The organism is Streptomyces lacaronensis (genome assembly GCF_047337785.1).
Classification (GTDB): domain Bacteria; phylum Actinomycetota; class Actinomycetes; order Streptomycetales; family Streptomycetaceae; genus Streptomyces; species Streptomyces lycopersici.
In genome coordinates this window covers 3,632,129-3,657,448 of sequence record NZ_JBLHDK010000003.1, presented here as the reverse complement: position 1 = coordinate 3,657,448, position 25,320 = coordinate 3,632,129, and the positions used below count along the sequence as shown (strand labels likewise).

Here is a 25,320-nt window from a genome sequence, read left to right as displayed (position 1 = left end):
CGCGGAGTCGGCGTGGAGGTGGAACACGACGACATGAACGAGACCGGGCGAGGCCGGATGGCCTCGCTCGCGACCGCTGTCGGCCGTGGTGTGCGACGAGGCGGTGAGCGCGCGAGAGCGGGGGTCTACGCGGTCGCCGACCGGATCATCGCGAACGCTCCACGTATTGCTGTCCGCGATCTCGCGACGCTGCGCAAGCAGTTCCCGGGGCTGGGCCCCGAAGAGCTCGCGGACAAGCTGGTGGCCGGTGCCGCGGGCGGCACCGCCACAGTGGGCGCCGGCGTCGGTGCCGCGGCGATGCTGCCGGCCCCGCCCGCCATGCCCACCGAGCTGGCCGCCGAGATCGTCGGCGTGGCCTCCATAGAGTTCAAGCTGATCGCCGAGCTGCACGAGGTCTACGGGGTGCGCGCGCCCGGCTCCACGCGTCAGCGCGCCGTCGCCTACCTCGGCGCCTGGGCCGAGGAGCGCGGTATCGACGTCGCCCAGCCGGCGACCGTCAACGCGGCTCTCGGCGTCCAGATGAAGCGCGAGCTGCGGCAGCAGGTCCTCAGACGCGGCTTCCGGAACATGCCGTCCCTGGCGCCCTTCATGGTCGGCGCGGCCGTGGGAGCCGCGATGAACCGGCGCGACACCAAGAAGCTCGCGCGCAAGGTCCGCAAGGATCTGCGGGCCAAGCAGATTCCCTGGGACCTCCCCGTGGCCCTGGAGAAATGAGCTCCTCGCGCGCCCTTGTCACGCCGAGCGAACGGCCGTGAGCGCGGCGGCGAGCGCCTCCGGATTCCGTGTGGAGACATACACATACGGTGTTGGGTCCTCCGGATCGGTGACCTCCACCCGCAGCGCGGTCGGGATGTAGCTGCGCAGCAGCATGAACGCCCGCGGATCGGCCTTGTAGGTCCGCCAGGCGGCCGCCTCGGCGGCGTCCAGCACCTGCGGCGTCCCCAGTGCCGACACCGGGATCTTCGCCTCGCCGGCCACCAGCGAGTCCGCCACCACGCGTACCCGCGCCGAGCCGTACGAACTCACCGCCACACAGGCCAGCGCCGCCCCGCCGATCAGCCCGCCGAGCATCGGCAGGGTGCCGAACGGCAGCATGATCAACCCCACTGAGACGCCCATCAGGAGGGCGATGAACCACCAGGAACGGGGCGCGCTGAGGCGTTCGTCGTAAGGCTGCATGCGTATCAGCTTGGCATGGCCGCCGACCCGGACTGTTCGCGCGGGTAAGGTCAGCCGTTGTGAGTGGACGAACGACAGGGCTGACGCCGCCGGAGGGCTCCAAGGCCCCCGTGCGCCACCCCGACGCGCCCGCGCCCGGGGAGACCCTCGGCGCGCACTACGACCAGTGCTTCGGCTGCGGCGACCAGGCGCGCGGCCTGGGGCTGACCACACGGGCGGGCGAGGGCGTGAGCGTCACCGCCGAGTTCACCGTGCGCAGCGGCCATCAGGGCGCGCCTGGCCTGGCCCACGGCGGGGTGCTGGCCGCGGCGCTGGACGAGACGCTCGGGTCGCTCAACTGGCTTCAGCGGGTGATCGCGGTGACCGGGCGGCTGGAGACGGACTTCGTACGGCCCGTGCCGGTCGGCGCCGAACTCCACCTGGAGGCACGGGTGGCCGCCGTGCACGGACGCAAGATCTACTGCTCGGCCACGGGCCGGATCGACGCCCCCGACGGCCCCGTCGCGGTGCGGGCGCAGGCCCTCTTCATAGAGGTGCGGGTCGACCACTTCATCGAGAACGGCCGGGCGGAGGAGATCGACGCGGCGCTCGCCGATCCGGATCAGGTGAAGGTCGCGCGCGCTTTCGAGGTGAACCCATGAGCCCGCTGCCCGTAGACGTGCTGATCCGCAGGGTGGACCCCGAGGTGCCGGTCCCCGGCTATGCCCACCCCGGCGACGCCGGAGCCGACCTGGTCACCACCGAGCCCGCCGAGCTGGCTCCGGGGGAGCGCGCGGTTCTGCCCACCGGAGTGTCTATCGCGCTCCCGGAGGGGTATGCCGCCTTCGTACATCCACGGTCCGGACTCGCCGCGCGCTGCGGCGTCGCCATGGTGAATGCCCCGGGGACCATCGATGCCGGGTACCGTGGAGAGATCAAGGTGATCGTGGTCAATCTGGACCCGCGCGAGAGCGTGCGGTTCGAGCGCTTCGACCGGATCGCCCAACTGGTCGTCCAGCAGGTCGAGAAGGTGCGCTTCCAGGAGGTGGCGGAGCTTCCCGGGTCGGCGCGGGCCGAAGGGGGCTTCGGGTCCACCGGCGGTCATGCCGCCGTGGACGGCACAACGGGTGGGAATGGATACGCTTCGGTCGGTTCCGACCGGGAAGGACGATGACGTGTTCGGACGTCGCCGCAAGCGCAGCAAGGAGGACGTCGAGTCGCTCGACGTGACCTCCGACGATTTGGCCGAGGACGCGGAGGATGCGGACGGCGCTGAGGACACCGCCGCACCCGCGGAGAGCGAGCGGGTGAGCCTGCCGCCGGCCCCGCGCCCCGAGGGCCCCTGGGACGTGTCCGAGGTGCGCGAGCCCGGCGAGGGCCGGGTGGACCTCGGTGGTCTGTTCGTGCCCGGCGTGGAGGGCATGGAGCTGCGGGTGGAGGTCGCGGGGGACGCGATCGTCGCCGCGACCGTGGTGCTGCGGGACAGCGCCGTGCAGCTCCAGGGGTTCGCCGCGCCCAAGAAGGAAGGCATCTGGGGCGAGGTGCGCGACGAGATCGCCACCGGCATCACCCAGCAGGGCGGGATCGTGGACGAGGTCGAGGGCCCGCTCGGCTGGGAGCTGCGCGCCCAGGTGCCGGTGCAGCTCCCGGACGGCAAGAACGGTGTGCAGGTGGTCCGCTTCGTCGGCGTGGACGGGCCCCGCTGGTTCCTGCGCGGTGTGATCTCCGGGCAGGGCGCGGTGCAGCCCGAGACCGGCAGCCTCCTGGAAGCGATCTTCCGGGACACGGTCGTGGTGCGCGGCGATGGCCCGATGGCCCCGCGCGACCCGATCGTCCTCAAGCTGCCGGACGACGCGCAGATGGTGCCCGACGGGGTGCAGCAGGACGAGGCGCAGGGCTCGCGGTTCGCGGGCGGCGCCGACCGGCTCCAGCGCGGCCCGGAGATCTCCGAGGTGCGCTGAGCCGCCCTCGCGTACGACAGTTCGCGTACGGAAGCCGGCGTACGGCGGTTCCCGTACGACAGAGCGCCAAGGCCCGGAAGGGGCCCGGGGCAGGGACCCCGGGCCCCTTCGGCATGTTCCGGAGCCCTCCCTTTCGGGCTTTCGGGGTTTTCCCGGAACCCGTTGAACACACCCGCCGCACCGGCCGTACTCATGGGCGCGAGACCTTGTGACGCTCCGAGGGGGAGAGGACGCGTCGCGAGAGACACCCCCTGTCCGACCTCAACGAGGTGAGTGATCAGATGTCGCGTGGCCTTCCGTTACTCCACCGCCGGAGAATCCTCCTCTCCGGGGCGATCGGCGGTATCACTTGTGCGGCCGTCGTGGTGGGAGCCGCCATGGCCGGTCAGGACGGCGGCGGCGACGCCAGTGCGTCGACCAAGGCGGCCTCGGCCATCAGCTGCCCCGCCGTCTCCGGTTCCCTCCCGGAGATCCCGGCGGAGGCCCAGGCCGAGGTGGACCGCAACCTCGCGCTGCTCGACACCCAGCTGGCGGAGGCCAACAAGCGGCTCAGCACCAGCCAGGGCGAGGGCGGCCCCAACTTCGTGCAGAACGCCATCCTCGGGCCGCTGGCGGACAAGCGGAAGTCCACCCTGGACCGCATCGCGATCTCCATAGGACGGCATGCCGAGAAGCCGGCGGGGCTGGACGCGCTCGCCGAGTGCACGCTGTCGGACGGCGGGGAGGGAGCGGGCTCCGACACCGGCGCGGGCGGCGAGGCGGGCGGCGCCGCGAGCCCGACCGCCGCCGCGTCCCAGCCCGCGGACGAGCAGGGCGGGGGAGCCGACCAGGGCGGGCAGGAGCAGGGCGGCGGGGCCGGCGCGGGCTCCGGCCAGACGATCAGCTGCCCCGATGTCGCCTCCGGGATCGGCGACGTACCGGCCGCCGCCCAGGCCGAGGTGGACCGCAATATCGCGCTGCTCCAGACCCAGCTCGACGAGGCCAACAAGCGGCTGGCCTCCTCCGCGGGCGAGGGCGGCCCCAACTTCGTACAGAACGCGATCCTCGGCCCGCTGAAGGACAAGCGCGCCTCGACGATCGACCGCATCGAACTCTCGATCTCCCGCCAGGGCTCGACCGCCCCCTCCGGTCTTGACGCCTTGGCGGGCTGCTCGCTCGCGTCCGGCTGAGCCGACGGCGTAAGGCCCGGCCCGATGTGAGCGCCTACCGGTGGGCCGTACTCTTCTCTGCGGAGTACGGCCCACCGGCTTTTTCCCGGGGTTCGTCCCGAGGTGTCCGGGCGTCGCCCCGAGGTGTTCAGGTGCCGCGCGTCAGAGACGCGTCAAGAGGGCGCCGTCGACCGTAAGGGAGGCGTCAAGGGACGGCCGCTCCGGCCGGGAGCGGGGTTTGCTCGACGGGTATCGCCCGCCGGAGGCTCGCCGAGCGCTCAGGCGACGTCCAACAGGGAAAATAGGGGCATGGGACGCGGAAAGCTGCGGATCTACCTCGGTGCGGCACCGGGCGTCGGCAAGACCTACGCGATGCTCTCCGAGGGGCACCGCCGGGTCGAGCGGGGCACGGACCTCGTGGTCGGCTTCGTGGAGCACCACGGCCGCCGGCGCACCCAGGTGATGATGCACGGGCTCGAGGAGGTGCCCCGCCGGGAGGTGGAGTACCGGGGGTCCACCTTCAGCGAGATGGACGTGGACGCGGTGCTGGCACGCCGCCCCGCCGTCGCGCTCGTCGACGAACTCGCCCACACCAACGTCCCCGGCTGCCGGAACGAGAAGCGCTGGCAGGACGTCGAGGAGCTGCTGCGGGCCGGCATCGACGTCGTCTCCACCGTCAACATCCAGCACCTGGAGTCGCTGGGGGACGTGGTGGAGTCGATCACGGGGGTGCGCCAGCGGGAGACCGTCCCGGACGAGGTGGTGCGCCGGGCCGACCAGATCGAGCTGGTCGACATGTCGCCCCAGGCGCTGCGCCGCCGTATGGCGCACGGCAACATCTACGCGCCCGACAAGGTCGACGCCGCGCTCTCGAACTACTTCCGGCCCGGGAACCTGACCGCGCTGCGCGAGCTGGCCCTGCTGTGGACCGCCGACCGGGTGGACGAATACCTCCAGCAGTACCGCGACGAGCACTCCATCCGCTCCACCTGGCAGGCCCGTGAGCGCATCGCCGTCGGGCTGACCGGCGGCCCGGAGGGGCGGACGCTGATCCGCCGGGCGGCCCGGATGGCGGCCAAGGGCTCCGGCAGCGAGATCCTCGCCGTCTATATCGCCCGCAGCGACGGTCTGACCTCGGCATCCCCCAAGGAGCTGGCGGTCCAGCGCACCCTCGTCGAAGACCTCGGGGGCACCTTCCACCACGTCATAGGGGAGGACATCCCCGGGGCGCTGCTGGAGTTCGCCCGCGGGGTCAACGCGACCCAGATCGTGCTCGGCTCCAGCCGCCGCAAGACCTGGCAGTACATGTTCGGACCAGGGGTGGGCGCCACCGTCGCCCGGGAGTCCGGGCCGGACCTGGACGTCCACATCGTCACCCATGACGAGGTCGCCAAGGGCCGAGGGCTGCCGGTCGCGCGCGGTGCCCGGCTGGGCCGCTCCCGGCTGATCGCGGGCTGGGTGGTCGGGGTGGCCGGACCGGCCCTGCTCACGCTGCTGCTCACCGCCACCGGCGCCACCCTCGCCTCCGAGGCGGGGCCCGGGTTCGCCAACGAGGTGCTGCTCTTCCTGTTCCTCAATGTGCTGGCCGCCCTGCTGGGCGGCATGGTGCCCGCGCTCGCCTCGGCGGCCGTCGGATCGCTGCTGCTCAACTACTACTTCACCCCGCCCACCCACACCCTGACCATCGCCGACCCCGAGAACATCGTCGCCATAGCGATCTTCGTGGCGGTGGCCGTCTGTGTGGCCTCCGTGGTGGATCTCGCCGCCCGCCGCACCCATCAGGCCGCCCGGCTGCGCGCCGAGTCCGAGATACTGTCCTTCCTCGCGGGCAGCGTGCTGCGCGGAGAGACCAGCCTGGAGGCGCTGCTGGAGCGGGTCCGCGAGACCTTCGCCATGGACTCCGTCGCGCTGCTGGAGCGAGAGAGCGACGTCGCCCCCTGGACCTGCGCGGGCAGCGTCGGCGGCCACGGCGGCACCCCGCCGCCCGAGCGGCCCGAGGACGCGGAGGTGGACATGCCGGTCGGCGACCATATGGCGCTCGCGCTCTCCGGCCGGGTCCTGCCCGCCGAGGACCGCCGGGTGCTCGCCGCCTTCGCCGCCCAGGCCGCCGTCGTCCTCGACCGGCAGCGGCTGGCCCAGGAGGCCGGGCAGGCCCGTGAGCTGGCCGAGGGGAACCGCATCCGCACCGCGCTGCTCGCCGCCGTCAGCCACGATCTGCGCACCCCGCTCGCGGCCATCAAGGCGGCCGTGAGCTCCCTGCGCTCCGATGACGTGGCCTGGTCGGCGGAGGACGAGGCCGAGCTGCTGGAGGGCATCGAGAGCGGCGCCGACCGGCTGGACCACCTGGTGGGCAACCTTCTGGACATGTCCCGGCTGCAGACCGGCACCGTCACCCCGCTCATCCGGGAGATCGACCTGGACGAGGTGGTGCCGATGGCGCTCGTCGGCGTCCCCGAGGCCGATGTCGCCCTCGACATCCCCGAGGAGCTGCCGATGGTCGCGGTCGATCCCGGGCTGCTGGAGCGCGCCGTGGCCAACATCGTGGAGAACGCGGTGAAGTACAGCCCGCCGGACCGCCCCGTGCTGGTCTCCGCGAGCGCCCTCGGCGACCGGGTGGAGCTGCGCGTGGCCGACGGCGGGCCGGGCGTGCCGGACAGCGAGAAGGACCGTATCTTCGAGCCCTTCCAGCGGTACGGGGACGCCCCGCGCGGCGCCGGGGTCGGCCTCGGGCTCGCCGTCGCCCGCGGCTTCGCCGAGGCCATGGGCGGGCGGCTGACCGCCGAGGACACCCCCGGCGGCGGGATGACCATGGTGCTCACGCTGGGTGTCGCTCACGACCGCCCGCCGGCCGTGCCCGGCCTCCCGGTCCAGGTCGGCTCCACGTCAGGCACAACGACACGGAAAGGCAGGCCCGCCAGATGAACCGGGTGCTCGTGGTGGACGACGAGCCGCAGATCGTGCGCGCCCTCGTGATCAACCTGAAGGCCCGCAAGTACGAGGTGGACGCGGCCTCGGACGGCGCCACCGCACTCCGGCTCGCCGCCGCCCGCCATCCCGATGTGATCGTGCTCGACCTCGGCCTGCCCGATATGGACGGGGTGGAGGTGATCAGGGGGCTCCGGGGCTGGACCCGGGTGCCGATCCTGGTGCTCTCCGCCCGTCAGACCTCGGACGAGAAGGTCGAGGCGCTCGACGCCGGGGCGGACGACTACGTCACCAAGCCGTTCGGCATGGACGAACTGCTCGCCCGGCTGCGCGCGGCCGTCCGCCGCGCCGAGCCGGTCGGGCGGCCGGAGGACTCGGTGGTGGTGGAGACCGACGTGTTCACCGTCGACCTGGCCGCCAAGAAGGCCCACCGCGACGGCCGCGATGTGCGGCTGACCCCCACCGAATGGCATCTGCTGGAGGTCCTGGTGCGCAACGCCGGCCGCCTGGTCAGCCAGAAGCAGCTGCTCCAGGAGGTCTGGGGCCCCTCGTACGGCACCGAGAGCAACTACCTGCGGGTGTACATGGCGCAGCTGCGCCGCAAGCTGGAGGCCGACCCCTCCCATCCGCGTCACTTCGTCACCGAGCCGGGCATGGGCTACCGGTTCGAGCGATGAGCCCGGGGACGGCGTTTCGGCGATGGCTCACCGGTACGCTGGCCGTATGAGTTCCGTACGCCACCCCTCCGACGGGGCCGACAGGGGAGACAGATCCGAGAAACCGGCCGGCCGGTTCCGGCGGATGCTGGACCGGCTGTCGAGCTCCCAGGAGGAACTGCACTCCGCCGAGTTGCAGCAGGACGCGGAGGCCGCGGGCTGCACCAAGATCGGCGACTGCGGTGACCGTCAGATCGTCAAGGTGACGGGCACGCTGCGCACGGTGACGCTCAGACCGCGGGCCGGAGTTCCCGCGCTGGAGGCGGAGCTCTTCGACGGCACCGCCGCGCTGGACGTGGTGTGGCTGGGCCGTCGCTCCATCATCGGGATAGAACCGGGGCGCAAGCTGATCGCCTCGGGCCGGATCTCCATGAGCCATGGGCGCCGGGTGCTGTTCAATCCGAAGTACGAACTCCGACCGCTCGGACAGGAGTAGCCGGTGACGCCAGACGACAAGACGCCCCCGACCGGGCACCGACGCACCGCCGCCGACAGCAGGGCGGCGGCGGACACCGCGCTCCTGGAGGCGTTCGGCGGGGTGCGGGGCATGGTGGACACCACCGTCCCCGGTCTGGTCTTCGTCCTGCTGTACACGATCAAGCGGGACATCCACCTCGCCGCGATCGCCGCGCTCGGCCTCACCGTGCTGCTCGGGGTCGCCCGGCTGGTGCGCAAGGAGACGCTGAAGCACGCCTTCAGCGGGATCTTCGGGGTCGCGTTCGGCGCGATCTTCGCGATGATGTCCGGCGACGCGAAGAACTTCTATCTGCCGGGCATGCTCTACACCCTGGGCCTGGCGATCGCCTACATCCTCTCGGCGATCTTCCGCTTCCCGTTGATCGGGGTGCTGCTCGGGCCGATGCTGAAGGAGAACCTCTCCTGGCGCACCCGCAACCCAGGCCGGTTCCGCGCCTACACCCGCTCCACGTGGGCGTGGGGGCTGATCCTGCTGGCCAAGTCGGCGGTGCTGTTCCCGCTGTACTGGTGGGGGGACGCCACCCAGCTCGGCTGGGTCAAGGTCGCGCTCGGCATTCCGCCGTTCCTGCTCTGCGTCTATCTGACCTGGATCTTCCTGGCCAAGGCCCCGCCGCCGATCGACGTCATCGCGGAGATGGAGGCGGAGGAGAAGGCCGAGCGGGACCGGGAGCGGGCGAAGGCCGAGGCCGACAAGATCACCGATCCGCTGCTCTCGGAGTGGACCGGCCAGATCGTGTCCGAGGCCCGGACCGAATCCGCCGACCGACAGCCGCCCCGGCACTGAGACCCGCCGTCCCGGGCTCCCGCCCCGGGAGCCCGGGACGGGAGTTCACGGCCTAGCCGGCGGCGTCCTGGCGCTGGACGGACAGCAGCTGCTCCAGCTGCTCCTCGCGCGCCTGAGCCGCGACGAACAGCAGCTCGTCCCCGGCCTCCAGCACATCGTCCTTGTTCGGGGTCAGCACGCGGGTGCCGCGGATGATGGTGACCAGCGTGGTGTCCTCCGGCCACTCCACATCGCCGACCCGGGTGCCCACCAGCGCCGCTTCCGGCGGCAGCGTCAGCTCCACCAGGTTGGCGTCGCCGTGGCTGAAGCGGAGCAGCCGCACCAGATCGCCGACGCTCACCGCCTCCTCGACCAGCGCCGACATCAGACGCGGGGTGGAGACGGCCACATCGACGCCCCACGCCTCGTTGAACAGCCACTCGTTCTTGGGGTTGTTGACCCGGGCGACCACCCGGGGCACCCCGTACTCGGTCTTGGCGAGCAGCGAGACGACGAGGTTGACCTTGTCGTCACCGGTGGCCGCGATGACCACGTTGCAGCGCTGCAGCGCGGCCTCGTCCAGCGAGGTGATCTCGCACGCGTCGGCCAGCAGCCACTCGGCCTGCGGCACCCGCTCCACCGAGATGGCGGTCGGCGCCTTGTCGATGAGGAGCACCTCGTGCCCGTTCTCCAGCAACTCGCTCGCGATGGAACGCCCCACGGCGCCCGCACCGGCAATGGCAACCCTCATCGGCCTGCCTCCTCGGGACCCTTTTCGAAGGTCGCCTCGACCTTCTCGACCTCGTCGGTGCGCATCATCACATGCACCAGGTCGCCCTCCTGGAGCACCGTCCCGGAGGTCGGCAGCATCGCCTCGCCGAGCCGGGTGAGGAACGCGACCCGCACACCGGTCTCCTCCTGGAGGGTGCTGACCTTGTGGCCCACCCACGAGGGGGAGATGTGCACCTCGGCCAGCTGGACCCCGCCACTGGGGTCCCGCCACAGCGGCTCCGCGCCGGACGGCAGCAGTCGCCTCAGCATCTGGTCCGCGGTCCAGCGCACCGTGGCCACGGTCGGGATGCCGAGGCGCTGGTAGACCTCGGCGCGGCGGGGGTCGTAGATCCGGGCCGCCACGTTCTCCACGCCGAACATCTCGCGGGCCACCCGGGCGGCGATGATGTTGGAGTTGTCGCCGCTGCTGACCGCGGCGAAGGCCCCGGCCTCCTCGATGCCCGCCTCGCGCAGGGTGTCCTGGTCGAAGCCGACGCCGGTCACCCGGCGTCCGCCGAAGCCCGCGCCGAGGCGGCGGAAGGCGGTGGGGTCCTGGTCGACGACCGCGACCGTGTGCCCCTGTTGCTCCAGGGTCTGGGCGAGGGCCGCGCCCACCCGGCCACAGCCCATGATCACGATATGCATGCGTCCTACCCCGCACTCCTGATGACCGTGCCGACCTGCGCAAACACCCTGCTCACATCTTCCTTCCAGGACTTACGGGGCGACAGCGGGGCGGGACCCCGATGCCGGTGCCCGGGGACGACGGAAGTCGGCCGCCGCGGCACCTGTCCCCACCGTATCCGTACCGGCGGCCGGCTCCCCCGTCCGCGCGCGACGGTCTGGAAATGAAGGTGGTGACGTACGACATAGCGCGAAAGTTCCCACGGTGATCGGTGATGAGGGGAGGTGGCCGAAGGTGATCGCGGACACGCCGGGAGTAAAGAGGTAACGATCATTTCCGGTTGCGGATGGAGAGTGAAAAGGCTGTCGGTGATCAGCCGTGACCACTACGGTGGGCCCGGGTTACGGCGCTCCTCGGGTGGTCGCGAGCCTTCATCTTCGTCTGAAATCACGGATCTTCACCGAAACCACATGACAAATGGCCAGTGATTCCCGCTGGTTCGAACTTTGTCACGGGTGTCGGACGCCGGGTCACGACATGGCTAGGATGATCGTCGTATTCCGTTTCCGGACGGGACATCAGGGCTCTGAACGTTCCTTCCGCGCCCGCGCTTCCCCTGCACGAGGTTCCTGATGACTGATCACATATCGGAGGCGGTGAGCTGGTGTCTGGCCGCCGCGCTTCTCGTCGTCCTGGTGCTTCTGATCCGCCAGCGGCAGATCACCGCCGGAGTCCGCAGGCGCAACGCCACGCTCGAGGACAGCCTGCGCGCCCGTGACGAGGAGGTGCGCCACCTCGTCGACGTACGCCTCCCCTCGATCGCCGACGCGCTGAGCCAGCCCGGCCCGCTGCCGGGCCTGCGCGACGAGAAGCTGGCCGGTACGGCCTTCGCGCAGAGTCTGCACTCCGTCATGGAGCAGTTCACCCGGGCGGTGGACAAGGCGCAGTCGCGCGCCGACGCCTCCGCCAAGGCGGCGCTCAAGGCGTCCATGCGAGCCGTCCAGGGACTCGCCAACGAACAGCAGGTCTCCATCTCCGAGATGCAGGAGCGGCACGACAACCCCGATGTGCTGCGGGACCTGCTGGAGATCGACCACGCCAACGCCCAGTTCGGCCGGCGCGCCCAGGCCATCGCGGTGCTCTGCGGCTCCTGGCCCGGCCGCCAGCGGCTGGCCTCCTCGCTGACCGATGTGGTCCGCGGCGCCAAGTCGCGCATCCGCGACTACCAGCGGGTTCAGGTGCACGCCCTGATCGACGTCGCCGTGGTGAGCCGGGCCGTGGAGCCCGCCGTGCTCGCGGTCGCCGAACTGCTGGACAACGCCGCCCGCCACTCGCAGCCCAACACCTCGGTGGAGGTCAGCCTCCAGCCGGTGCACAACGGGGCCTGCATCGTGATCGACGACGCCGGTGTGGGCATGGACGGCCTGGAGGTCCAGCGGGCCGCCAACCTGCTCTCCGGCCAGCGCGCCGTGGACGTCTCCCGGCTCGGCGACCCGCCGCAGTTCGGCTTCGCCGTGGTGGGCCTGCTGGCCGCGCGGTACGGCTTCAGCGTCTCGGTGGACACCCGGTCCCCGTACGGCGGTGTGCGCGCCGTGCTGTTCCTGCCGACCGAGCTGCTCACCCATATCGACCCCGACGAGCGGCCGGGCACCGCCGGACAGGACCCCGAGGGCGCCGAGCCACTGCACACCCTGCCCTCCCGCCGGACCCGTCCCCCCAGGAGAGCGCCGCACGCGCCGACCGTCCCGGCCCAGGCGCAGGACCCGTCCCCGATCCCGCACCGGGCCCCGGCCCCGCACCAGGCACCGATCCCGCACCAGGGCCGGCCCCCGGCCCCGGCCCCGGCGGCACCCGCCCCGGAACCGGCACCCGCCCCGGCGCCCCAGCCGTCCCCCGACAGCGAGGGCACCCGCGTCTACGGCACCACGGCGGGCGGTCTGCCCAAGCGCCGCCGCCGGGAGGCCGCCGCCACCCCGCCGCCCGGCGACTGGACCACCGGCGCCGGGCAGACCGGCGCCGCCGACCCCGACACGGGCGCGTTCCGCGTGCGGTCGGCGAAGGAAACCGCTTCGCGGATGGGCGCGTTCGCCCGCGGCACCCGCTCCGGCCGTTCCGCCACCCAGGACTCCGCCCCTGACCATGACGAAGGGAATCGCCAGGCATGAACGACCATCTCAACAACGAGCTCGGCTGGATGCTCGACGAGGTCGTCAAGATGCCGGAGGCGCGGCACGCGATCCTGCTCTCCGCGGACGGGATGCTCCGGGCACACTCCCAGGGCATCGCGCGCGACGAGGCCGAGCGCCAGGCCGCCGCACTCTCCGGACTGCAGTCGATCAGCCGCTCCACCTCCGAGTTCTGTGATCCGCACGAGACGCCCTGGCAGCAGACGCTCGTCGAGTTCGTCGGCGGGTACGTCTTCCTGATCGCCGCCGGGCCCGGTGCGTATCTGGCGGTCTCGGCCACCGAGGCCGTGGACATGGAGGCGGTCAGCTACCGGATGCAGAAACTCGTCGACCGGCTCGGCAAGGAGCTCACCAGCCCGCCGAGGCAGGGCCTCCCGCGGCAGGGGATCGGCAGCCACGCATGAGCCCTGGGAGGCGCGAACGAGGACTGGTACGGCCGTATGTCGTGACCGACGGCCGTGCCTACCCGACTCGTAACACCTTCGACCTGGTGACCCTGGTCATGGCTCACCCCGACCGGCCGCTCACCGGGCTCAGCCCGGAGAAGCGGCGGGTCATGGAGCTGTGTCTGGGCGGGGCGCTCTCGGTGGCCGAGGTCGCCGGGTATCTGGAGCTGCCCGTCAGCGTCACCAAGGTCCTGCTCGGCGACCTCGTGGACAGCGGCCACATCAGCGCGCGGGCCCCCATCCCGCCCGCCGAGCTCCCCGAGGTCCAGCTGCTCCAGGAGGTGCTCGATGGACTCCGCGCTCGCCTCTGACCAGGCGGCCTATCTCCCGGCCACGGTGCGGGTGGCGGCGAAGATCCTGGTCGTCGGGCACTTCGCGGTCGGCAAGACGACCTATGTGAGCTCGCTGTCCGAGATCCGGCCGCTGCGCACCGAGGAGACGATGACCGAGGCCGGTGCGCTCACCGACGATCTGCGGGGCACCGAGGGCAAGACGACCACCACCGTCGCCATGGACTTCGGCCGGCTCACCCTCAGCGAGTCCCTGGTGCTCTATCTGTTCGGCACGCCGGGGCAGCAGCGCTTCACCCGGCTGTGGCGGGACATGACGCTCGGGGCGCTGGGCGCGCTGGTGCTGGCCGACACCCGGCGGCTGGAGCAGTCCTTCCCGGTGATGGCCGTCCTGGAGGAGCACGGACTGCCGTACGCCGTCGCCGTCAACCACTTCGAGGGCGCTCCCCGCTTCGCCGAGCCGGAGGTCCGGGAGGCCCTCGATCTGCTTCCGGAGACGCCCCTGGTGACCTGCGACGCCCGGGACCGGGTCTCCTCCACCCACGCGCTGATCGCCCTCGTCCAGTACCTACAGGCCCGCCAGACCCGTAGTTCTCAGGAGATTGTGTGACCAACAGTCCAGCCGCCGGACCCGTTCCGCCGCCCGGCTGCCCCGCGCACGCCGCCCCCGCCGAGGCCGGGGGCGCCACCGGGTCCCGTGCGGCCGTACCGATGTACGGTCAGGAATTCGCCGACGACCCGCACGGCGCCTATGCGCGGATGCGCGCCACGTTCGGGCCCATCGCACCGGTCGAGCTGTCGCCGGGGGTGTACGCCTCGCTGGTCACCAGCTATCAGCTCGGCCTGGAGATCCTGCGCGACACCGAGCGGTTCGCCAAGGACCCGCGCGGCTGGCGGGCGACGCAGGACGGCACCGTGGGGCTGGACAACCCGGTCGCGCCGATGATGATGTACCGGCCGAACGCGCTGTTCAGCGACGGGGAGGCACACGCCCGGCTGCGCGGGGCGATCACCGACAGCCTGGACCGGGTGGATCCGCACGCCCTCAGCGAGTACGTCGAGCGCAGCGCGGAGACGCTGATCGACGCCTTCGCCTCCCGGGGCCAGGCCGATCTGATCACCGAGTACGCGTCGGTGCTCCCGCTGCTGGTCTTCAACCAGCTCTTCGGCGCCCGCCCGGCGGACGGGCCGAAGCTGGTCGAGACGATGATGAAGCTCTTCGACAGCGGCGAGGACGCGGCGGCGGCCAACGACGAGCTGCTCCGGTGGATCTCCGGCCTGGTGGGGGAGAAGCGCGAGCAGCTCGCCGCCGACGTCACCTCCTGGCTGATCGCGCACCCCTCGCAGCTCTCCGACGACGAGCTGATGCAGCAGATCATCCTGCTGATGGCGGCCGGTACCGACCCCCAGCAGAACCTGATCGCCAACGCGCTGCGCCTGCTGCTGTCGGACGACCGCTTCGCAGGTGAGCTGTCCGGCGGCAGCATGCCCGTCCAGGACGCCCTGGACGAGGTGCTCTGGAACGATCCGCCGATGGCCAACTACGGCACCCGCTTCCCCCGGTACGACTGCGAGGTGGCGGGCGTACGGCTGCGCAAGGGCGACCCGGTGCTCATCAGCTACGCGGCGGCCAACCACGAGGCCGCCCTGGCCTCCGACCGCCGCTCCGGCAACCGGGCCCATCTGGCCTGGAGCGCGGGCGCCCACCGCTGCCCCGCCGAGCGGCCCGCCCGGGTGATCGCCTCCGTGGCCATCGAGCGGCTTCTGGACCGCCTCCCGGACATGGAACTGGCGGTCCCCGCCGAGCGGCTGACCTGGCGGACCGGACCCTTCCACCGCGCCCTGGCCGCCCTGCCGGTGCGCTTCCCCGCCCAGGCGGCGGCTCAGGCCGAGCCGTTCGCGGCGTCCGTGTCCAAGTCGGTCCCATTCGACGAGAGCCCTGGAGGCAGCCAGTGGAACCCCGTCCCATCGTCCTCGACCCCACCGGCCGCGACATCGTCGGAGAGGCAGCCCGAGTCGCAGCAGGCGGCGAGGCGACGCTTGTTGAGCTTCCTGACGGCGTGGTGGCGTGGGCAATAACCCGCCAGCGTACGCTCAAACAGCTGCTGACCGACCCCCGGGTCTCCAAGGACCCCCGGCAGCACTGGCCCGCGTGGAACAACGGTGAGATCTCGCCCGAGTGGCCGCTGATCACCTGGGTCGCCGTGGAGAACATGTTCACGGCCTACGGCGGTGAGCACCGGCGGCTGCGCACCCTGGTCTCCAAGGCGTTCACCGCCCGGCGCACCTCCGCCCTGCGGCCGCGCATCGAGGAGATCTGCGCCAGGCTTCTGGACGACCTGGCCGCCGCCGGGCCGGGCGAGGTGGTCGACCTGCGCGAGGCGTACGCGTACCCGCTGCCCATCCAGGTGATCTCCGAGCTCTTCGGGCTCGAGGACGAGAACCTGCGCGAGCGGATGCGCCGGGTCGTGGACAGCGTCTTCCACACCTCCGCCTCCGCGGAGGAGGTCACCGCCACCTACGGCGAGATGTACGCCGTCCTCGGCGAACTGGTGGCCACCAAGCGCGAGCAGCCCGGCGACGACCTGACCAGCGGGCTGATCGCGGTGCGGGAGGAGGAGAGCGACTCCAGGCTCAGCGAGAAGGAGCTGACCGACACCCTCGCCCTGTTCCTCTCGGCCGGTCACGAGACCACGGTCAATCTCCTGGACAACGCCATCCACGCGCTGCTCACCCGGCCCGAGCAGCTCGAGCACGTCCGGGCGGGCCGGGCCACCTGGGACGATGTGATCGAGGAGACACTGCGACACTCCGCCCCGGTCGCCAACCTGCCGCTGCGCTACGCGGTGGAGGACATCGAGCTGGACGGCGGAGTGGTGCTGCGCAAGGGCGACGCCATCCTGGCCGCCTACGCGGCCGCCGGACGCGACCCGGAGGTGCACGGCGGGGACGCGGACGCCTTCGACGTGACCCGCCAGCTCAAGAGCCATCTGGCGTTCGGACACGGCGTCCACCTGTGCGTCGGCGCCCCGCTGGGGCGATTGGAGGCCGCGATCGCGCTCCCGGCGCTCTTCGACCGCTTCCCCGGGCTCACGCTCGCGTCCGGGCAGGACCCGCTGGAGCCGGTGGAGTCCTTCATTTCCAACGGCCACCGCACCCTGCCCGCGCGGCTGGCCTGACCGCCCGGGGCTCCGCGCCCCCGCCCGCCCCTATTCCCAGGGGTGGGCGGGTGGGCGGGGGCCCGGGATACCCCTTACGATCCTCTGCGTGTCCAAACTGACCGACCTCCCGAAACGGATCCTGATCGGGCGGGCGCTGCGCAGCGACAAGCTCGGGGAGACCCTCCTCCCGAAGCGCATCGCGCTCCCCGTCTTCGCCTCCGACCCCCTGTCCTCCGTCGCGTACGCGCCGGGGCAGGTGATGATCGTTCTGTCCGTGGCGGGTGCGTCGGCCTACCACTACAGCCCGTGGATCACGATCGCCATCGTCGTGCTGATGTTCACGGTGGTCGCCTCGTACCGCCAGAACGTCCACGCGTACCCCAGCGGAGGCGGTGACTACGAGGTCGCCACCACCAACCTCGGCCCCAAGGCCGGGCTGACCGTCGCCAGCGCCCTGCTGGTCGACTACGTCCTCACGGTGGCGGTGTCGATCTCCTCCGGTGTGGAGAACCTCGGCTCGGCCGTCCCCTTCTTCGTCGAGAACAAGACGTTCTGCGCGGTCGGGATCATCCTGCTGCTGACCCTCATGAACCTGCGGGGCGTACGGGAGTCGGGCAAGCTCTTCGCGATCCCCACCTATGTCTTCGTCGGCGGCGTCTTCGCGATGATCCTCTGGGGCGCCTACCGCGGGCTGGTCCTGGGCGACGACATGAAGGCCCCCACCGCGGGCTTCGAGGTGCACGCCGAGCAGACCGGGCTGGCGGGCTTCGCGCTGATCTTCCTGCTGCTGCGGGCGTTCTCCGACGGCTGTGCCGCCCTGACCGGTGTCGAGGCGATCAGCAACGGCGTGCCCGCCTTCCGCAAGCCCAAGAGCCGTAACGCGGCGACGACGCTGGCGCTGATGGGCGGCCTCGCCGTGGCGATGTTCGTCGGCATCATCACCCTCGCCCTGGCCACCAACGTCAAGATGGCCGAGAACCCCGCGCACGACCTGCTGAAGAACGGGGCACCGCTCGGCGCCGACTACACCCAGAACCCGGTGATCTCGCAGGTGGCTGCCGCGGTCTTCGGCGACGGCTCGTTCCTCTTCGTGGTGCTGGCGGCGGCCACCGCGCTGGTGCTGTTCCTCGCCGCCAACACCGCGTACAACGGCTTCCCGCTGCTCGGCTCGATCCTGGCCCAGGACCGCTATCTGCCCCGCCAGCTGCACACCCGCGGCGACCGGCTCGCCTTCTCCAACGGCATCGTGCTGCTGGCCTCGGCCGCCGCGGTCCTGGTCTACCTCTACGGGGCCGACTCCACCCGGCTGATCCAGCTCTACATCGTCGGTGTCTTCGTCTCGTTCACCCTCAGCCAGACCGGCATGGTGCGGCACTGGAACCGCCATCTGGCCACCGAGCGGAACCCCAACGCCCGCCGCCGTATGATCCGTGCCCGCGCGATCAACACCTTCGGGGCCTTCTTCACCGGCCTGGTGCTGGTCGTGGTGCTGCTGACGAAGTTCACCCACGGCGCCTGGGTCGCCCTGCTCGGCATGGTCATCTTCTACGTCACCATGACGGCCATCAGGCGCCACTACGACGGCGTCTCCGAGGAGCTGGCGGCGGCCACCGAACAGCTCGACGAGGAGGAGGTGCGCCCCTCCCGGGTGCACTCCATCGTCCTGGTCTCCAAGGTCCACAAGCCGACGCTGCGCGCCCTGGCCTACGCCAAGCTGATGCGCTCGCACCGGCTGGAGGCGCTGAGCATCAATGTGGACCCCGCCGAGACCAAGGCGCTTCAGACGGTGTGGCACGAGCGCGGCATAGACGTGCCGCTCAAGATCCTCGACTCGCCCTACCGCGAGATCACCCGGCCGGTCATCGACTACGTCAAGAGCCTGCGCCGGGAGAGCCCGCGTGATGTGGTCTCCGTCTTCATCCCCGAGTACGTGGTCGGCCGCTGGTACGAGCATCTGCTGCACAACCAGAGCGCGCTGCGGCTCAAGGGGCGGCTGCTGTTCACCCCGGGCGTCATGGTGACCTCCGTGCCGTGGCAGCTGGACTCCTCCGAGCTGGCCCGGAAGCGGGCCCGCAAGCGGGCCGAGTGGAGCGCGCCGGGTGCGGTGCGGCGCGGCCCGGTGATCCCGCCCAAGCGGGAGAAGGGCGAGAAGGGGGCGAAGGGCGAGAAGCCGGGCGTCACCTCGCAGGTGCCGGGACGCTAGGCCAGGGGCCCAGGGGCCCAGGGGCCCAGGGGCCCAGGGGTGACGGGGTGAGGTCCGGCGCGACGTAGACTGGTGGGCTGTTGTCCCACCGCGCCCCCTCACCCTTCTGGAGCCTGAGCCCGCCATGCAAAGTGAACCCAAGGCATCGCTGGTCGGCGAGGAGTACGAGGTCGAGGTCGGCCCGGTGGCGCACGGCGGCCACTGCATCGCCCGGACCGCCGAGGGCCAGGTGCTGTTCGTCCGGCACGCGCTGCCCGGCGAGCGGGTCGTCGCCCGGGTGACCGAGGGCGAGGAGGGCGCGCGCTTCCTGCGCGCCGACGCGGTGCGGGTACTGGACGCCTCCAAGGACCGGGTCGAGGCACCCTGCCCGTTCGCGGGCCCCGGCAAGTGCGGCGGCTGCGACTGGCAGCACGCCGCCCCCGGTGCCCAGCGCAGGCTCAAGGCCGACGTGATCACCGAGCAGCTGGCCCGGCTGGCCGGGCTCACCCCCGAAGGGGCGGGCTGGGACGGCACGGTCGAGCCCGCGCCCGGCGACAAGGTGGCCCGCGGCGAGGTCCCGGCCTGGCGCACCCGGGTGCAGTACGCGGTGGACGAGCAGGGCCGTCCCGGGCTGCGCCGCCACCGCTCGCACGAGGTCGAGCCGATCGACCACTGTCTGATCGCCGCCCCCGGCGTCACCGAACTCGGCGTCGAGAAGCGCGAATGGCCCCAGATCGCCACCGTGGAGGCCATCGCCGCCACCGGCTCCTCCGACCGGCAGGTGGTCCTCACCCCGCGCCCCGGCGGCCGGCTGCCGATCGTGGAGCTGGACCGGCCGGTCTCGGTGCTGCGGGTCAGCGAGTCCCGCGGCCGGGAGCGGACCCGTCTGGTGCACCGCGTCCATGGCCGCCCCTTCGTCCGCGAGCGCGCGGCGGGCCGCACCTGGCGGGTCGGCGAGGGCGGCTTCTGGCAGGTCCACTCGAAGGCGGCGGATGTCCTCGTCGAGGCCGTGATGCAGGGCCTGATGCCCCGTAAGGGCGAGATGGCCCTCGATCTGTACTGCGGCGTCGGCCTCTTCGCGGGCGCGATCGCCGAGCGGGTGGGGGAGCGCGGCGCGGTGCTGGGCATCGAGTCCAGCAAGCGCGCGGTCGAGGACGCCCGGCACAACCTCCAGGACCTGGAGCGCGTCCGTATTGAGCACGGCAAGGTCGAGCAGGTGCTGCCCCGCACCGGGATCACCGAGGCCGACCTGATCGTCCTGGACCCGCCCCGCGCGGGCGCCGGCAAGGAGACGGTCACCCACGTCGCGGCCCTGGGCGCCCGCCGCATCGCCTACGTCGCCTGCGACCCGGCGGCCCTCGCCCGCGACCTCAAGTACTTCCGCGACGCGGGCTACGCCCCGCGCCGCACCCGCGCCTTCGACCTCTTCCCGGTCACCCACCACGTGGAGTGCGTGGCCATCCTGGAACCGGCCGCTAAGGGTTCCTGACCTGCGGCTTTTTCGGTGCGCACTATGCGCGGTGTGCGCGTTACGGGCGATATCTTGACGCTGAGCCTGGACGCCGGGGGACTGGCGCTCGGCGTATGCCCTGCGTGACCGTGAGCTCCTGGCGGTGGACAAGGGCGGCGACGGTGTCCGTGTCGAGGTCACCGAGGCCGGCCGGTTCTATCTTCAGCATGGTCATCATCCCGACGACCCGGCGTTTGCCGACGATGACGAGTCGCTGGTGCCGTCCGAGCCCTCGACGCCGTACGGCGAGCGGCCTGTCGCCCGTGCGCGGCGGGCGAAGGCACAGGAACTGGTCGAGCGGCTCATCGCCGAGGGACACGTCCGGGTTTCCGATCCCGATGATGTTGATGTCGCGGAATGGCGTCGCGTTGTCAATTACGCGAAGCGGCACGGCATGGAGCCGGAAGGCAGGCGCATCGAGAGGGTTCCGTACGGTGGGCTTGGGCTGGAGTTCTTCCTCGCGGAGGGCCCGCATCCCAATGCGCGGAGCCAGCGGTCGAGGGCGACTGCATCGGAGGTCCCCGTGCCCTTGCGGCTGGCGTCCCTTCATCCGGTCGTGGCTGCGCTCAGGGACGACGAGGGGCAGCTTGTGATGCCGCCGAGGCTGGGCCGTAGGTCGCTCCTGCTGCTTCAGGGATTGGCTGCCGAGTCGGTGCGGCGAGGGTACGAAGTGCGGAAAGTCCAGTCCTCCTTCTACAGGCGCGAGGGTGGAGTGGACGTCGTTGTCGATGGCTTTGAGTATGCCGTCACCGTCCGGCAGGAGTTCCCGCAGTCCACGAATCCGGAGCGCTTCGCGCGCCTAGTCGTCGAGGTCGCCCGTGGTCTGACCAGTCGGCCGGGTCGCTGGCGGGACCGTAAGGACCGGACCCTTGAGCAGGCACTGGGCGTGATCCTCGGGGAGATCGAGGCGCGAGCGGTGGAGGATGCCCGCCGCAGGGAGAGCGAGGAACGCGCAAGAAAAGACCGTGAGGTTCGCTGGGGGGCGGCCATGGAGGAGGCGAAGGAACTCGCTGTCCGGGAGCAACTCGCCCAGGTGCTGCGCGAGGAGACCGGGCGTTGGCGGGAAGTTGTCGCCATCGGCGAGTACTGCGATGCCCTGGAACGTCGCCTCGCCGAGCTGGAGGGGGACCTGAACGAGCAGGCTCTGGAATCAGCCCGACGTTGGCTGGACTGGGCACGCGAGTACATGCGGGGCATCGACCCCCTAAAGCATCCTTGGGGCATGCCGACTCCGCGTGATCCGACGCCAGGTGAGCTCCAGCCGTATCTGAAGGGCTGGAGTCCGCACCGGCCCGAGCGGCAGGCTGGACGATGACATGCGAGACGAGCATCCTGACGGCTCGGCCCTCGACCAGATTGGTGCCGTCACGCGTTTCGTCGCTGTGGCGTTCCGGTGTCCGTTGCTCTGCCGAGGGAAGCGGCCGTCAGCGAGGGGTCGGGTCCGAAGTCGTCCACCTCCATGGTGGCTTGGCCGCCCGGCGGGCTGGTGAGGGAGCCTTGGACGCGGACGGGGACGCCGGTGTCGTGGCAGTGGACTGCCGCGTGGTAGTCGATGTCGCTCAGGTCCATCCACGCGGTTCTGCCGCGGCGGTTGATCAGGGTCTGGACGCCTACTCGGCCGGTTTCGTCGTCGGGGTGGCGGCTGAGGTCAGTGACGATGCCGTAGATCAGGTGCCGACTTGTGTAGATCCGTGTCTTGAGTTGAGCCGACACACGGTCCACGACGTCGATCGCCTCCTGGTTGAACTTGACGAGCGGTGGTGTTCCCGGGGGCGGGGCGGCCACGCGGGACCAGTTGAAGGAGACGGCGAGGGTTCCGACCGCGTCGGCGCTCACCACCTTGCTGAGAGCCTGGCAAAGTTCGTACGAGACACCTTCGCCTACTGAGTCGGTGATCTCGCTGGGGGTGGGCTCCCGGTCGGCGCCCGCCATTTCCTCCAGGACTCCAAGGGCGCGGGACATGGTGGCGGTGACGCGTCGGTCGAAGAGGGTCTCTTCCACTCCCACGTCGATCCGGTTCTGGCCGGGGGAGCAGACGTCCTCAGGAGCGCGGGCCTGGCTGATGATGGGCACGATGTACGAGCCGCGTCGGGTCTGCCCAAGGCGGACGTCCCGGGCCTGTTCCCTCGCCCGTGTCGGGAAGTTGCGGTGCCGCCGCCCGGACCGCCGTGGGGGCGGAAGTGGCCCTGTCGGCGGATGGTCGCGGCGGCGGAGGCCACGCGCCGCCCGTTGTGAACTGCACGTTCGCCACAAGCCCGGGTTTACCGGCATGGCGAAAGCAGGGCTGGTCGGGCCGCCCGACCACAACGGATCGGCGCTTGATGGCCGGGCAGGCGGTCGCGCTACGCGACCGCCTGCCCTTGAGTGAGATGGTGACGGAAAGGGGCCTTATCGCCCGTGCGTCGGCCCACCATTCGGCTGATTTTGCACCTGCCAGTACGCCTGTCGGCCTTCGTAGCCCGCCTGCCGCTGCTGCGCAGGGGTGCGCGTATTACTCTGAGTTACGGGAGGGACGGTGCTGTTCACATGACCGGCGGCGTTGTTTTATGGGTTTTGTGTGGATTCCGGCATGTCTTGGTCCCTTCCTTCGAGCTGTTTGTTCCGGCCGTCCGCCTTGCGGCCGGCAGGTTTACGGACGGTCTGGACCCTGCCCGGTGAGGGAAAGCCGCAGAGGGTCTCCTCCGAGCGCGTCCTTGCATTCGTCGTCACTACGGAGCGAGCACAGAACCGGTTCAATCCTTCTCGGGGCCATGAGTAGCCATCTGCTGTGAGGTGGACGTTCGTCACGAGTCGGTGCTGGTTCGCCTGGCGCCGCCGGTCTGCGGTCGCACGGCGCGATCGCCGGGTGGGACATGGCGCTGAGTGTGGCCGGGACACGGCCGCCACTTTCCCGACTCGGGTCGTCGGGTGGTCGTTGAGCACATTCAGCCAGGTGGCGTCGCCCAAGCGTGCGTCGCGCTCGGCCAAAAGCTCTTCAGAGCACCACGTGGGGGCGGCCTCGAAGGGGTCCACGCATGCGGTGGTCTCCGCGAATTGAACCGTTGACGGGGGCCTTCCGTGGTGGCCTTCTGAGCCGCGACCGGCGGGGAGCCTGGGGGCGTCCGAGGCCGGTCGCGGTTTTTCCTGTTCCGTTCCGCTGACGCATTGGCCACGGAGGCCCGCCGTGCACTTCTCGCCTCGTATACGGGCTTGTTCCATTACTGAGGCGGTGTCCGGGCACGACCGGGTACGGGAGGTCGACGTCCTGCGCGGGTTCGCGCTGCTGGGCATCCTCCTGGTCAACGTCCAGAGCATGGCCGGGCCGCACGTGGGTCCGGGGGGCGGGATGGTGGTGTGGTGGGCGGACGAGGTGGCCGGGTGGCTGGTCACGGCGCTGGTCAGCGCCAAGTTCTATCTGCTCTTCTCGTTCCTGTTCGGGTACAGCTTCACCCTGCAGAGGCTGTCGGCCGAGCGGGCGATGGTGGCCTTCGGGCCCCGGCATCTGCGGCGGCTCGGCTGCCTGTTCCTGCTGGGCCTCGCGCACGGCGTCCTGCTGTTCCCCGGGGACATCCTGATGGTCTACGGGGTGCTGAGCCTCGTCCTGTTCGCGATCCGGGACATCGCGCCGCGCACCGCGATACGGGTAGCGGCCTGGCTCATCGCCGGTGTCGCGGCGTGCCTGCTGGCCTGGGGCCTGCTCACGGTCGCCCTCGCGGAGCCTTTGCGTCCGCAGGACGTCACGGCCGCGGCGGGTGAGATGGTGGCGGACCGCCGGGGCGGTCCCGGATCGGTCGTGCGGGCCAACGTGCGGTGGCTGCGCGACGGACTGGGTTGGAACATCCTGTACGGCGCCGACATGCTGGCGGCCTTCCTGGTGGGCCTTGCCGCGGGTCGGCGCGGGCTGCTCGCCGAGACCGGCCGGTACCGTGTGTGGATGGCGCAGATCGTCGTCAGTGGTCTGCCGGTCGGCTTGGCCGGAGGCGTGTTCATGGCGATCTGCCGCAACGGGCCGCTGGACGCGCGCTGGTACGACGTCGGCTCGGCCGTCGGAGTGCTCACCGCCCCGGCTCTGACCGCGGCCTACGCGTGCGGCCTGCTGCTTCTGTCGCGCCGCCTTTCGCGGACCCGGCCCGGCCGCCACATCGTAGGCCTCCTGGCCGGGGCCGGCCGCCTGTCCCTGACCCACTACCTCACCCAGTCCCTGGTGATGGCGCTGGTCTTCACCGGTTACGGGCTGGGCTGGTACGGCCGCTACGGCACCGCGGCCGTGCTGGCGGGGTGCTTCGTGCTGTACGCGGCGCAACTCGCGGCCGGGAGGTGGCTGTTGGACCGCGTACGGCACGGACCGGCCGAGTGGCTGCTGCGCACGGCGACGCTGGCGCGCACGCCCTGATACCTCCTCGGCGAGGTCACCGGTATCTCGCGGCCCGCTGAACCGCTCAGGCTCTCTTCGTTACGGCTCGTGATGACGACGATCACTGTTTTGAAGCTCATCAGCGTCTCCAACGGCACCTCACGGGCCCGTCACCTCAAGCCGCCGAGAGCGGGTCATGTCCCTGCTCCGGGCCGATCCTGACTGCCATTGGCCCGCCCGCGAACGAGTACGGCAGCTCGGCGATATCACTGTCGGCACCATGTACAGACAACTGAACCGCCGGGCTGCGGGCCGACTCCTCCGCACGTGCGGCCCCGACACCTGCACAGCCGACAACGAGAACGATCAACTCCCTTATGTGATCTGCGAAAACGTTGACTATCCGGCCTTGAGTCAAGGCCGGATGGCTGTTCAACCATGCTGTGCGTCACAGAGTGAACCCGATAGAGCAGGCAATCCGTTGTAGGAGCTGAAAGATCCTTTCTACGTGCGCCGCCAAGGGGAAAGAGGACGACGCGTACTGACGATATTGTGCCCATGCCGAGTTCCGACGTTGGTGTCCTGGTGCCGGTCACCGTGCACTTTGACGATATGGACTCGATGGGCATGCTGCACAACAGCCGCTATCAGGTGGCTGGTTGAGCGAG

General features: G+C 70.9%; 23 protein-coding genes. 19 read left to right on the top strand and 4 right to left on the bottom strand.

The features are described from left to right. The first annotated feature begins 12 nt into the window (after positions 1–12). Positions 13–714 carry a hypothetical protein gene (locus ACMTAK_RS15385; RefSeq protein ID WP_413806769.1) on the top strand — a complete coding sequence of 234 codons (702 nt, stop codon included), beginning with the start codon at positions 13–15 and terminating at the stop codon, positions 712–714. A gap of 18 nt (positions 715–732) precedes the next feature. Here the strand turns inward: ACMTAK_RS15385 and ACMTAK_RS15380 are convergent, their stop codons facing one another. Continuing rightward, positions 733–1,179, bottom strand: a complete 447-nt coding sequence (locus tag ACMTAK_RS15380) for a DUF3093 domain-containing protein (RefSeq protein WP_413806768.1) — start codon at positions 1,177–1,179, stop codon at positions 733–735. Positions 1,180–1,238: 59 nt separating this feature from the next. Between ACMTAK_RS15380 and ACMTAK_RS15375 the strand changes: the two genes are divergently transcribed. The 8 genes from ACMTAK_RS15375 to ACMTAK_RS15340 all read left to right on the top strand — a co-directional run bounded on the left by ACMTAK_RS15375 (position 1,239) and on the right by ACMTAK_RS15340 (position 9,169). Then, positions 1,239–1,820: a PaaI family thioesterase gene (locus tag ACMTAK_RS15375; RefSeq protein WP_413806767.1), complete on the top strand. Its 582-nt coding sequence runs from the start codon at positions 1,239–1,241 to the stop codon at positions 1,818–1,820. Next, positions 1,817–2,332: a dUTP diphosphatase gene (gene dut / locus ACMTAK_RS15370; protein ID WP_037962336.1), complete on the top strand. Its 516-nt coding sequence runs from the start codon at positions 1,817–1,819 to the stop codon at positions 2,330–2,332. Before ACMTAK_RS15375 ends, dut begins: the two co-directional genes overlap by 4 nt. Before the next feature lies 1 nt (position 2,333). Further along, positions 2,334–3,119, top strand: a complete 786-nt coding sequence (locus tag ACMTAK_RS15365; RefSeq protein WP_413806766.1) for a DUF3710 domain-containing protein — start codon at positions 2,334–2,336, stop codon at positions 3,117–3,119. A gap of 281 nt (positions 3,120–3,400) precedes the next feature. Next, positions 3,401–4,288, top strand: coding sequence for a hypothetical protein (locus tag ACMTAK_RS15360; protein WP_413806765.1), 888 nt, complete (start codon positions 3,401–3,403; stop codon positions 4,286–4,288). Between the two features lie 288 nt (positions 4,289–4,576). Beyond that, the gene (locus tag ACMTAK_RS15355; RefSeq protein ID WP_413806764.1) at positions 4,577–7,189 is read left to right on the top strand and encodes an ATP-binding protein; all 2,613 of its coding nucleotides are present in this window, start codon (positions 4,577–4,579) and stop codon (positions 7,187–7,189) included. Continuing rightward, positions 7,186–7,869, top strand: a complete 684-nt coding sequence (locus tag ACMTAK_RS15350) for a response regulator (protein WP_044569286.1) — start codon at positions 7,186–7,188, stop codon at positions 7,867–7,869. The genes ACMTAK_RS15355 and ACMTAK_RS15350 overlap by 4 nt, the downstream gene beginning before the upstream one ends. Before the next feature lie 124 nt (positions 7,870–7,993). Next, a complete protein-coding gene (locus tag ACMTAK_RS15345) occupies positions 7,994–8,344 on the top strand; it encodes an OB-fold nucleic acid binding domain-containing protein (RefSeq protein WP_037962343.1) in 351 nt (116 codons plus the stop codon). Positions 8,345–8,347: 3 nt separating this feature from the next. Further along, positions 8,348–9,169 (top strand): DUF3159 domain-containing protein, encoded by an 822-nt coding sequence (locus tag ACMTAK_RS15340; protein ID WP_413806763.1) that lies wholly within the window; start codon positions 8,348–8,350, stop codon positions 9,167–9,169. A 52-nt stretch (positions 9,170–9,221) separates the two neighbouring features. Here the strand turns inward: ACMTAK_RS15340 and ACMTAK_RS15335 are convergent, their stop codons facing one another. Then, entirely contained in the window at positions 9,222–9,899 is a 678-nt protein-coding gene (locus ACMTAK_RS15335; RefSeq protein WP_030834322.1) for a potassium channel family protein, read from the bottom strand. Beyond that, on the bottom strand, positions 9,896–10,564 hold the full coding sequence (locus ACMTAK_RS15330; RefSeq protein WP_413806762.1) for a potassium channel family protein: 669 nt from the start codon (positions 10,562–10,564) through the stop codon (positions 9,896–9,898). The genes ACMTAK_RS15335 and ACMTAK_RS15330 overlap by 4 nt, the downstream gene beginning before the upstream one ends. 612 nt (positions 10,565–11,176) lie before the next feature. Here ACMTAK_RS15330 and ACMTAK_RS15325 point away from each other — a divergent pair. From ACMTAK_RS15325 to ACMTAK_RS15285, 9 genes are all read left to right on the top strand, one after another. Further along, the gene (locus ACMTAK_RS15325; protein WP_413806761.1) at positions 11,177–12,709 is read left to right on the top strand and encodes an ATP-binding protein; all 1,533 of its coding nucleotides are present in this window, start codon (positions 11,177–11,179) and stop codon (positions 12,707–12,709) included. Then, positions 12,706–13,134, top strand: coding sequence for a roadblock/LC7 domain-containing protein (locus tag ACMTAK_RS15320; RefSeq protein ID WP_037962350.1), 429 nt, complete (start codon positions 12,706–12,708; stop codon positions 13,132–13,134). Before ACMTAK_RS15325 ends, ACMTAK_RS15320 begins: the two co-directional genes overlap by 4 nt. Further along, the gene (locus ACMTAK_RS15315; RefSeq protein ID WP_037962352.1) at positions 13,131–13,487 is read left to right on the top strand and encodes a DUF742 domain-containing protein; all 357 of its coding nucleotides are present in this window, start codon (positions 13,131–13,133) and stop codon (positions 13,485–13,487) included. Before ACMTAK_RS15320 ends, ACMTAK_RS15315 begins: the two co-directional genes overlap by 4 nt. Beyond that, a complete protein-coding gene (locus ACMTAK_RS15310; RefSeq protein WP_413806760.1) occupies positions 13,465–14,076 on the top strand; it encodes a GTP-binding protein in 612 nt (203 codons plus the stop codon). The genes ACMTAK_RS15315 and ACMTAK_RS15310 overlap by 23 nt, the downstream gene beginning before the upstream one ends. Further along, entirely contained in the window at positions 14,073–15,545 is a 1,473-nt protein-coding gene (locus tag ACMTAK_RS15305) for a cytochrome P450 (RefSeq protein WP_413806759.1), read from the top strand. Before ACMTAK_RS15310 ends, ACMTAK_RS15305 begins: the two co-directional genes overlap by 4 nt. Further along, positions 15,527–16,645 (top strand): cytochrome P450 family protein, encoded by a 1,119-nt coding sequence (locus ACMTAK_RS15300; RefSeq protein ID WP_413806758.1) that lies wholly within the window; start codon positions 15,527–15,529, stop codon positions 16,643–16,645. Before ACMTAK_RS15305 ends, ACMTAK_RS15300 begins: the two co-directional genes overlap by 19 nt. 88 nt (positions 16,646–16,733) lie before the next feature. After that, positions 16,734–18,830, top strand: a complete 2,097-nt coding sequence (locus tag ACMTAK_RS15295; protein ID WP_413806757.1) for an APC family permease — start codon at positions 16,734–16,736, stop codon at positions 18,828–18,830. 124 nt (positions 18,831–18,954) lie between these two features. Further along, complete coding sequence (locus ACMTAK_RS15290; RefSeq protein ID WP_413806756.1) at positions 18,955–20,298, top strand: class I SAM-dependent RNA methyltransferase; 1,344 nt, start codon at positions 18,955–18,957, stop codon at positions 20,296–20,298. Between the two features lie 124 nt (positions 20,299–20,422). Next, on the top strand, positions 20,423–21,634 hold the full coding sequence (locus tag ACMTAK_RS15285) for a hypothetical protein (RefSeq protein WP_413806755.1): 1,212 nt from the start codon (positions 20,423–20,425) through the stop codon (positions 21,632–21,634). A gap of 50 nt (positions 21,635–21,684) precedes the next feature. On the opposite strand, the gene ACMTAK_RS15280 is transcribed toward ACMTAK_RS15285, so the two are convergent. Continuing rightward, on the bottom strand, positions 21,685–22,392 hold the full coding sequence (locus ACMTAK_RS15280; protein ID WP_413806754.1) for a hypothetical protein: 708 nt from the start codon (positions 22,390–22,392) through the stop codon (positions 21,685–21,687). 1,135 nt (positions 22,393–23,527) lie between these two features. Between ACMTAK_RS15280 and ACMTAK_RS15275 the strand changes: the two genes are divergently transcribed. Further along, the gene (locus tag ACMTAK_RS15275) at positions 23,528–24,691 is read left to right on the top strand and encodes a DUF418 domain-containing protein (RefSeq protein WP_413806753.1); all 1,164 of its coding nucleotides are present in this window, start codon (positions 23,528–23,530) and stop codon (positions 24,689–24,691) included. Positions 24,692–25,320: the final 629 nt, after the last annotated feature.

Excerpts from the sequence above, each read along its gene's own strand:
- ACMTAK_RS15325 (WP_413806761.1), top strand. The coding sequence starts at position 11,177 with ATGACTGATCACATATCGGAGGCGGTGAGCTGGTGTCTGGCCGCCGCG.
- ACMTAK_RS15380 (WP_413806768.1), bottom strand. The coding sequence starts at position 1,179 with ATGCAGCCTTACGACGAACGCCTCAGCGCGCCCCGTTCCTGGTGGTTC.
- dut (WP_037962336.1), top strand. The coding sequence starts at position 1,817 with ATGAGCCCGCTGCCCGTAGACGTGCTGATCCGCAGGGTGGACCCCGAG.
- ACMTAK_RS15315 (WP_037962352.1), top strand. The coding sequence starts at position 13,131 with ATGAGCCCTGGGAGGCGCGAACGAGGACTGGTACGGCCGTATGTCGTG.
- ACMTAK_RS15355 (WP_413806764.1), top strand. The coding sequence starts at position 4,577 with ATGGGACGCGGAAAGCTGCGGATCTACCTCGGTGCGGCACCGGGCGTC.
- ACMTAK_RS15290 (WP_413806756.1), top strand. The coding sequence starts at position 18,955 with ATGCAAAGTGAACCCAAGGCATCGCTGGTCGGCGAGGAGTACGAGGTC.
- ACMTAK_RS15350 (WP_044569286.1), top strand. The coding sequence starts at position 7,186 with ATGAACCGGGTGCTCGTGGTGGACGACGAGCCGCAGATCGTGCGCGCC.
- ACMTAK_RS15345 (WP_037962343.1), top strand. The coding sequence starts at position 7,994 with ATGCTGGACCGGCTGTCGAGCTCCCAGGAGGAACTGCACTCCGCCGAG.
- ACMTAK_RS15330 (WP_413806762.1), bottom strand. The coding sequence starts at position 10,564 with ATGCATATCGTGATCATGGGCTGTGGCCGGGTGGGCGCGGCCCTCGCC.
- ACMTAK_RS15360 (WP_413806765.1), top strand. The coding sequence starts at position 3,401 with ATGTCGCGTGGCCTTCCGTTACTCCACCGCCGGAGAATCCTCCTCTCC.
- ACMTAK_RS15320 (WP_037962350.1), top strand. The coding sequence starts at position 12,706 with ATGAACGACCATCTCAACAACGAGCTCGGCTGGATGCTCGACGAGGTC.
- ACMTAK_RS15335 (WP_030834322.1), bottom strand. The coding sequence starts at position 9,899 with ATGAGGGTTGCCATTGCCGGTGCGGGCGCCGTGGGGCGTTCCATCGCG.
- ACMTAK_RS15310 (WP_413806760.1), top strand. The coding sequence starts at position 13,465 with ATGGACTCCGCGCTCGCCTCTGACCAGGCGGCCTATCTCCCGGCCACG.